Annotated in this window: 5 protein-coding genes and 1 pseudogene; 3 read left to right on the top strand and 3 right to left on the bottom strand. The window is 36.3% G+C overall.

Translation table 11 applies throughout. The features are described from left to right. Nucleotides 1-74 precede the first annotated feature (74 nt). The 3 genes from AFK68_RS20730 to pdxA all read right to left on the bottom strand — a co-directional run bounded on the left by AFK68_RS20730 (nucleotide 75) and on the right by pdxA (nucleotide 4,737). Complete coding sequence (locus AFK68_RS20730) at nucleotides 75-815, bottom strand: hypothetical protein (protein WP_143438092.1); 741 nt, start codon at nucleotides 813-815, stop codon at nucleotides 75-77. A gap of 1,701 nt (nucleotides 816-2,516) precedes the next feature. Next, nucleotides 2,517-2,792, bottom strand: coding sequence for a transposase (locus AFK68_RS42165; protein WP_371357480.1), 276 nt, complete (start codon nucleotides 2,790-2,792; stop codon nucleotides 2,517-2,519). An 865-nt stretch (nucleotides 2,793-3,657) separates the two neighbouring features. Next, on the bottom strand, nucleotides 3,658-4,737 hold the full coding sequence (gene pdxA, locus AFK68_RS20715; protein WP_094674703.1) for a 4-hydroxythreonine-4-phosphate dehydrogenase PdxA: 1,080 nt from the start codon (nucleotides 4,735-4,737) through the stop codon (nucleotides 3,658-3,660). 47 nt (nucleotides 4,738-4,784) lie between these two features. On the opposite strand from pdxA, the gene petM reads away from it, so the two are divergent. From petM to AFK68_RS20695, 3 genes and pseudogenes are all read left to right on the top strand, one after another. Then, on the top strand, nucleotides 4,785-4,886 hold the full coding sequence (petM, locus tag AFK68_RS20710; RefSeq protein ID WP_094674701.1) for a cytochrome b6-f complex subunit PetM: 102 nt from the start codon (nucleotides 4,785-4,787) through the stop codon (nucleotides 4,884-4,886). An 814-nt stretch (nucleotides 4,887-5,700) separates the two neighbouring features. Continuing rightward, nucleotides 5,701-6,521 (top strand): annotated as a pseudogene (locus tag AFK68_RS20705) (NmrA family NAD(P)-binding protein); the annotation flags it as partial. 580 nt (nucleotides 6,522-7,101) lie between these two features. Then, a complete protein-coding gene (locus AFK68_RS20695) occupies nucleotides 7,102-8,019 on the top strand; it encodes an NAD(+) kinase (protein ID WP_094674699.1) in 918 nt (305 codons plus the stop codon). Nucleotides 8,020-8,197: the final 178 nt, after the last annotated feature.

The raw sequence follows: 8,197 nt of genomic DNA, 5'->3' as shown, positions 1-8,197 counted from the left end.
CAGTTACATAGACTATGAAATTTCATAATTTATAATTGACAATCCACAATTATCAAACTTTTCAATTCCCAATTCTACATTCTCAAATCTACATTCATAAAAGATTCTCCAATTAGTTTATAAATCTCTCTTAAATCTTCAGCTTCAAACGACTTAATCAATTTTTCTGCTGCCTTTTGAGGATTCTTAGGAACTACTACCCATAATTCTTTATTTAACTTACCTTCTGGTTGTTGTTCCAACCAATTTTTAACCGCAATTTTTCCTGATTCAGTAATTTGATAAAAACCTCTTCCGCCACTTTTTGATTGTTCCAACCACCCCAAATGTTCCCATCGTTTTCTCCATAGTTGAGCAGTGCTATGAGCATAATCTAATATTTCTCCAATTTTAGATGCGTTTAAAACTTGATTATCTGGGCAAGCTTCCACAAGTTTAGAGAATTTATGAAAATAATTTGATGGATTTCCTAAATCTTTAAGCGGATCTTCTGGTATCTCAACCTTTTTTGTTTCATTTGATTCTAGTCCGCTAATTAATTCTTCAATTTCTTTCGGTTCACAACCTAATCCATAAGGTGGTTGAGAACGACATAATTCTTCATAGCTATTAAATGGTTTTCCTTGCTCATCAAGTAATTGCTGATAAGCTGCTGGTTGTTTCATTAATTCACGCCATGCTTTTAATTGTTCTGCATTAGCAACTATACTTTTGTTCAGAACAGATTGTAGTTTTAACTTAATTGCAAGCGCCCATTGTGGTGTTCCAGGAGTTGTGCTAATTCCTCCTGTTTTCCCTAAAGTTTCATAATCCATTTTTCCCTGCATAGAAAATCACATTTTCTTCTAGGTTATCTAAGATGATTTTTGAGTTTTTAAGCATTTAATTTTTTGCTAGCTCATACTTTAATCGGTATATTTTTAGGTATTGATTTTTTCCTATAAGATGAGCTAAAACAAAATTTTATTAGCAAGTATTTTTACCTAACAATAAAATTTGTTGGCTTCTTTGTACTAACTATTTGTATATTTTCTATTTTAGATTATAGATTCACTAAGTCAACTACTCTGGGGATGGGGAGTGAGGGAGTAAGGGAGTAGAGGAGTAGGGGAGATGGCGTATTGGAGGTGTATTGCAGTATTTTTCAATCTTTTTTTTTCTATTGCCTAATTCCCACGGACAACTTGATGCTTCAAAAATTTAATCTCACGCCAAGATACCTAATGAGTTCAATACAGGAAAAATTTTCAGCTCAAAAATGTGAGGTGTTATAAGGTATGATAAAGTCTAAAGTATAGGGAAAATAACCTTTATCGAATAAATTAGCTGACTTAATCTGTAACTATAGCGCTATAGTTTTTAGTCAAAGGGAAACAACAGTAGGATTATCTTGCTCCCTTACTAAGAATTTCTGCTGGCTATCTACTTATTATTATCAGAACTTACGCAAAATATAAAATTATAGAGCATTTTGTAGGATTTAGCCTAGAGAAAAAATACTTATTACCTAATAAATTAGCTGACTTAATCTGTAACTATAGCGCTATAGTTTTTAGTCAAAGGGAAACAACAGTAGGAGTATCTTGCTCCCTTACTAAGAATTTCTGCTGGCTATCTACTTATTATTATTATCAGGACTGACGCAAAAGATGAAACTATAGAGCATTTTGTAGGATTTAGGCTCAAGAAAAAATACCCATTACCTAATAAAGTAGCTGACTTAATCTTTAACTATAGCGCTATAGTTTTTAGTCGGATAGTTCCTTACTAAGAATTTTTTATCACCATCTACCATTCTATGTAGGACTACCAATTCTCTTTGACTGCTCCCCTGGCTGAAGCCGAGGGGATTCTAAGTAGATACTACGCAACAGGATAAATCCGTGTTGCTCCGTCTGTTCTTAGCTGACCAAAGATATATTCTTTGGGGACAATTTCATTGTGCCCCTACACAGTCGGCTTAAGTCTAAACTTAGCTTTCTGCTTACTTTTGTGATGATATTTGCAGCNTTCTTTGGGGACAATTTCATTGTGCCCCTACACAGTCGGCTTAAGTCTAAACTTAGCTTTCTGCTTACTTTTGTGATGATATTTGCAGCCCCATTACAGTCTGCATTCACAAAACAATTATTACCACTCCTATACAAACCACGCTGTCTTGATGCAGTCGCTCATTGGGGAAACCCCCTTTGGCGGCGCTGCATCGCTTTATTCTTTTTCCTGATGGTTTCCAATCATTGGGTTTCTCACCATAATTAGGTAGATAGTCACCATCGAAAAATGAAGCAATACTTGTATAACTTTCCTCTGTTTCTATAAATATAATCCCATACTCTTCACATAATTGAGCTATTCTTTTTTTGACTCTAGCTGTAGGAATTGGTACAAATTATGAATTACTTTTTTTCCCCAATTCTATTTCATTTTTCTGACCTTTATTCCAACCAAAAACAATTGTACCGAGCTGATTTTTTAAACAATGATTAATGACTATTCTGGCTGCTTTATTAATACCGTCACGCATTTGGTTGCGAGGAACGTTTGCGCAGCATTCCGATAGGAAAGCAATCACGCTTTTCTGTGATTTCAGCTAGTTGATTTGACCAAAATCCTTGGGGCTTGTTTTCTTTAATATTTGATATCTGTTTGTTATACCAACGATTCATTGATTTAATCTGTTTACCATCTACTATCAAGCTAGTGCCAACGTTAGATACACAAGTTAACCAATTATTTAAACCATGGTCTATTCCTAATACATTTTCTTGATTTAATTGAGGTTTAACTACTATTTCTTTTTCATAGATAAATTCTTGGGTAAAACATTTATTTCTCGGTAATAGCCTCAGTTCTTTGAGAGAAGCAAAGTTGAGATTGCTTGGTATGGGAATTAAAAAGCTATTCTTACCAAACCAGCGTTTACAGGTATTCTAAGCGTGGTACTCTAATTTTATTACCCTTAAGTTTTAATGGTTGCTTGGGGTAACTAACTGTAGCCATCCCCCCTTTTTTTCTGTAGTTAGGAATCCTTGGTATGTCTAATATTTTCCCTTCATTATAGGCAATAATAAGACCANTATTCTAAGCGTGGTACTCTAATTTTATTACCCTTAAGTTTTAATGGTTGCTTGGGGTAACTAACTGTAGCCATCCCCCCTTTTTTTCTGTAGTTAGGAATCCTTGGTATGTCTAATATTTTCCCTTCATTATAGGCAATAATAAGACCATAATAAGACCATAATAATTCAGCTACAGTTCTCAATATTTGTTGTGCTGAAGAGCGAATATAAAACTTTGTAATGATAGTTATGTTTATAGACTTTTTCCAACTCAAACTTGCCGAGAGTTTTGTGAGACTTAAAAAATAATTGCCGACCATAATATATTCCCATGTTACTTAGCTTGTGAGACTCTTCGCATAAGAATGTTAAGATAGCAATTAATTCAGAATTTTTATTCACTAAAACTTCCTGACAAGAGTACATTGGAAACTGGCGGAATGAAAAGTTATTGTCGATCATAGTACGACTAGGACAACTAAAGTTGTCTAGTCTTAAGGATTCCCTTATTTTCATGTCCCGGTTCAAACACGGGGAACTTCAACGTTGCTTTTCGGTAAAATAAAATACTTCGGATTAAAATCCGACTCCTCGCCTTTCATCCATCGCTTAAAAGACGATGGCTTTCATGCTCCCGTCTTATTTTAGGTAAAATTAACTCTTTCCCTAACTGTATTGCCCCTTTCATACTCGTAGCATCAGCAATACCTTGACCCGCTATATCAAATGCTGTACCATGATCCGGAGAAGTCCTAACAAATGGTAAACCAATCGTAGTATTAACCGCCAAATCAAAAGCCATTAGTTTTACTGGAATTAATCCTTGGTCATGGTAAAGTGCCAAATAAGCATCATAAGTATTCGCTTTTAAACCTAGCCAAGCTTGACCAGGTTTAACCCACATCGTATCCGGTGGTACTGGTCCATCAAGTTGTATATCCCGTCGGCGATCGCTTTCTTTCTCCAACCAAGGAATTAACCAATCTTGTTCTTCTGTTCCTAATTGACCATTTTCTCCACTGTGAGGATTTAAACCAGCAATCGCAATTTTTGGCCTAGAAATACCAAAATCCTTTTGTAAACTTTCCACCAGTAATTCTAATTTCCAACTCATTAACTCTGGTGTTAAAGCTAGTGGTACTTGACTTAATGGTATATGTGTGGTAGCCAAAAGACAACGAAGTACAAAATTACTGTGGGGCGAACTAGCCACAAATAACATTCCGAACTTTTTGACTCCTGCTTTTTCTGCTAAAAGTTCCGTTTGACCAGGATATTTATGACCCGCCATCTGCCAGCAACTCTTAGAAATAGGAGCAGTGACAATACCTTCAAACTCTCCAGCTAAAGTCTGGGCGATCGCCGTTTCCATATAACAAAAACTGGCTTCCCCACTCACCGCATTACCTTTCCCCAGACAAATATCTTCTAATTTCCCATCAAACTCCACATCTAAAATTTTCAAATTTTCCCAATTGACAAGCTTTTCCAGAGATAATTTTTGATGGGTTTCTTGCAAAATTTGACGACTGCCAATTATTGTCAAATCACAATTTTCTCTCACCCTCGGATCTGCTAAAGCCTTCAGAACTATTTCTGGCCCTATACCTGCAGGGTCTCCTATAGTTACTGCTAAATGAGGAATTGTCTTTTTTATTTCACTTACTGGTGTCTTCATCATGGCTTAAAATACATATACACTTTGTATAGGAGTATTTTAAGAATATGACTGGTGAAATTTTCAATGCAGCAATTTTGTCTTTTACTGTAATCTTGATTGGTTTAGCAGGAGGCTTCCTCTTACTTAAATTGCAAGGAGGTGAATAAATTAACTTCCAGGTTTAAGGTATAGCACTACTAGACTGACACAACTAAAAATTGTGCATTACATTTCATTAGGGCGGGTTTGTATAAATCTTAGAGTAAGCATGAAAATTCTAGCTAAAACCCGCCCCTACTATTGCACTATTTTAGCTGTGTCGGTCCACTACTAGACTATTTCAGCTAAAATAGGGCATTAGCTTTTGGAGCTAAATTATTGCTCTAGGTAGATCGCAGCATTTTCCTAAAGCAACATTTAAGATGAAACAGTCCACTACTAGACTGACACAGCCAAAACTGTGCATTAGATTTTTTCGCGCCTCACCCCATCACCCTATCTCCCCATCACCCCATCCCCCATTTTCTAATGCACCATTTAAGGTGTGTCGGTCTACTACAAATTTTGCTGAAGTTATATCTATAAATAAGCACTTAGTAGCATTTCCTAATTTTCATCAATTGGGGAATGCTAATCATGGTATGATAATATCTTTTCGGACTTTTTTTCATTTCCCTGTGTTTTGACACAGGAGCAAGAGTATTTGCTGCTATCATCCCACTTACTGCCACTGCTGGCAAACCAATACCTGGAAAAGNGTCTACTACAAATTTTGCTGAAGTTATATCTATAAATAAGCACTTAGTAGCATTTCCTAATTTTCATCAATTGGGGAATGCTAATCATGGTATGATAATATCTTTTAAGAAATTAAAGTTAAAAATAAAAATATTTATTACTCAAAATGTTAAGTTTTGTAAAAAAATGAGATAAACTTGCTAAAGTGATGAATGACTCTTTAATATAAATAACAAAACTTTTATGAAATTATTAATTTTAGGGGCTACTGGTACTCTTGGTAGACAAATAGTACGTCATGCCTTAGATGAAGGTTATGAAGTACGCTGTTTAATCAGAAGTTATAGTAGAGCATCCTTCTTGAAAGAGTGGGGAGCCGAACTAATCGGAGGAAATCTCTGTAAACCTAAAAGTCTGATACCTGCTCTGGAAGGAATTGATGCAGTAATAGATGCTTCAACCTCCAGACCAACAGACTCTCTGAGTATTAAACAGGTAGACTGGGAAGGAAAAGTATCACTAATTCAAGCTCTAGTAGCTCAAGGTGTAGAACGTTTCATATTTTTCTCCTTTTTAAATGCAGAAAAATATCCCCAAGTTCCTCTTCTAGAAATTAAGCGATGTACAGAACTTTTTATTGCTGAATCTGGCTTAAAATACACAATATTAAAACCCTGTGGCTTCCTGCAAGGATTAATTGGTCAATATGCAGTGCCAATTTTAGATAAGGAAGCAGTTTGGGTACCTGGTCAAGGAACAGCTATTGCATATATGGATACTCAAGATATTGCTAAATTTGCTATCCGCGCTCTTTCAGTTCCCGAAACAGAAAATAAAAGTTTTCCAGTAGTAGGTCCTCGTGCTTGGGATGCCAATGAAATTATTCGGATGTGTGAACGACTTTCCGGTGAAAAGGCCAAAGTAACTCGTACTAATATTAACTTATTGCGTATATTCCGTCAGTTTACCAGGTCATTTCAATGGGGTTGGAATGTGGCAGATAGACTAGCTTTTGCAGAAGTATTAGCCAGTAGTCAACCTTTAACAGCTTCCATGGATGATGTNAAAATAAAAGTTTTCCAGTAGTAGGTCCTCGTGCTTGGGATGCCAATGAAATTATTCGGATGTGTGAACGACTTTCCGGTGAAAAGGCCAAAGTAACTCGTACTAATATTAACTTATTGCGTATATTCCGTCAGTTTACCAGGTCATTTCAATGGGGTTGGAATGTGGCAGATAGACTAGCTTTTGCAGAAGTATTAGCCAGTAGTCAACCTTTAACAGCTTCCATGGATGATGTTTATCCTGTATTTGGCATTAATCCAGAAGAAATAACTACCCTAGAGTCTTATCTAAAAGAATACTATAGTCGGATTATGAAAAAATTGAAGGAAATAGAATACGAACAAGCCAAATCAGGAAAAACAACCTCTAAAAATAAACCTTTCTTCTTCTAAACCTTCTAATACCAATTTACTTTCAGGATGTCACGAATAGTTTCAAACTTTAGATAGATGTGAAAAAATTTCCTGAAATTACTATAGCGTCAGATTTCTGGGTCTATAAAATCTTACTTTTGACCTTTGACTTCTGACTTTTGACTCCAGTTAAACGGCATAACTACCCTGAACTAGATTTTTTCGAGTGTCAAAAATAGGAATTATTTATAACGATGCTAAACCAATAGCTTGTCGCATAACTAATGAGTTAAAAGACAAGCTAATAGCTTATGGCTATGATGTTCATATCACCATTGGGGCGGAGGGATTTTTAGGTTCCCCTAGTCTAGAACGTCCTGTATGCCATACTCCCATAGACCAGCTAGTTCCCTTTGGTTTTACCAATGATATGAAATTTGCCATTGTCTTAGGAGGAGATGGTACTGTTCTAGCTGCATTTCGTCAAGTTGCACCTTCTCATATTCCACTATTAACGGTCAACACAGGTCACATGGGTTTCTTAACTGAAACTTTTCTCAATCAGTTATACCCAGCAATTGAACAGATTTTAGCAGGAAACTATGAAATAGAAGAACGGACTATGCTAGAAGTACGTCTGTTCCGAAATGATGAGTTATTATGGGAAGCTCTTTGTTTAAATGAAATGGTTTTGCATCGGGAACCGATGACTTGTATGTGCCATTTTGAGATTAAAATTGGTAGGCACGCTCCTATAGATATTGCTGCTGACGGTATTATTATTTCTACTCCCACTGGTTCTACTGCTTATTCTTTATCAGCAGGTGGTCCTGTTGTTACTCCTGGAGTGCCAGTCTTGCAGCTTTCACCTATTTGTCCCCATTCTCTTGCATCCCGCGCTCTGGTTTTTGCTGAGACTGAACCTGTAAGTATTTTTCCAGCAAGTCCAAATCGTCTGATGATGGTTGTGGATGGTAATGGAGGATGTTATGTTCTGCCAGAGGATAGGGTAAGGGTGAAACAATCACAATATAAAGCACGTTTTATTAGACTTAAACCACCTGAGTTTTTTCACATTCTCCGGGAGAAACTGGGATGGGGACTACCACATATTGCCAAGCCAACTTCTGTGGAATTGCCATGACATCCTTCTGACCTAAGCTGTATGAGTTAGGGAAAAATTAAGGTATAAAGTCTCTCCATTTATGAAGAAAAAGCGGTCGATTGGATATGGCGAGGTTCCCTCGCCATATCCAATCGACCAAGAAAAGAAAAAATTCCTTTGATCCAATCCTCTTCTTTATAAGAAGAGGTAATAATTA

It is taken from the genome of Hydrocoleum sp. CS-953, from assembly GCF_002260545.1.
Lineage (GTDB): Bacteria > Cyanobacteriota > Cyanobacteriia > Cyanobacteriales > Microcoleaceae > Trichodesmium.
The sequence above is the reverse complement of the archived record's forward strand: the minus strand, read 5'-3'. Positions and strand labels throughout refer to the sequence as shown.